Annotated in this window: 1 pseudogene; it reads right to left on the bottom strand. The window is 37.5% G+C overall.

The features are described from left to right. Positions 1 to 619: pseudogene (gene aimA, locus L4D76_RS28905) on the bottom strand (glutamate/serine transporter AimA); the annotation flags it as partial.

Consider the following 619-nt stretch of genomic DNA (forward strand, 5'->3'; position numbering starts at 1 on the left):
AGATAAAACATACTGCTAAGTTTAATAACATCGCTGGACGAGGAACACCATAAAGTGGATGTAATGTACCAAAAATATTCGGTAAGTACCCATTTTTCTGCATTCCATAAAGCATACGCGAAGTTGTCGCTGTATAAGTAGCACCTGTACCAGACGGTGATACAAATGCATCTACATACAATACAATCGCTAACCAGTTAAGACTAAGAGCAATTGCCAAATCAGCAAAAGGTGAATTGAAATTCAGATGACTCCATCCGTTCACGATCATAGACGGATCAACTGCACCGATAAACACAACTTGTAATATAACGTATATAAAACCTGCAATTAGAATAGACCCAATAACAGCAATAGGTATAGACTTATTCGGCGACTTAGCTTCTCCTGCCATATTAACGGGACTTTGAAATCCATTAAACGCAAACACGATACCAGAAGTAGCTACTGCTGTTAAAACGCTTGCCCAACCATATGGTGCGATCCCTTGAGAACTTGTAAAGTTTTCACCATGAAATCCAGCAAAAAATAACGATCCTGCCATTACACCTGGAACAATTAATTTAAAAATAGTAATAAATGAATTTGCCTTAGCAAAAAGGTTAACTGTCCAATAGTT

The sequence above is a fragment of the Photobacterium sagamiensis genome, from assembly GCF_050337085.1.
GTDB lineage: Bacteria > Pseudomonadota > Gammaproteobacteria > Enterobacterales > Vibrionaceae > Photobacterium > Photobacterium sagamiensis.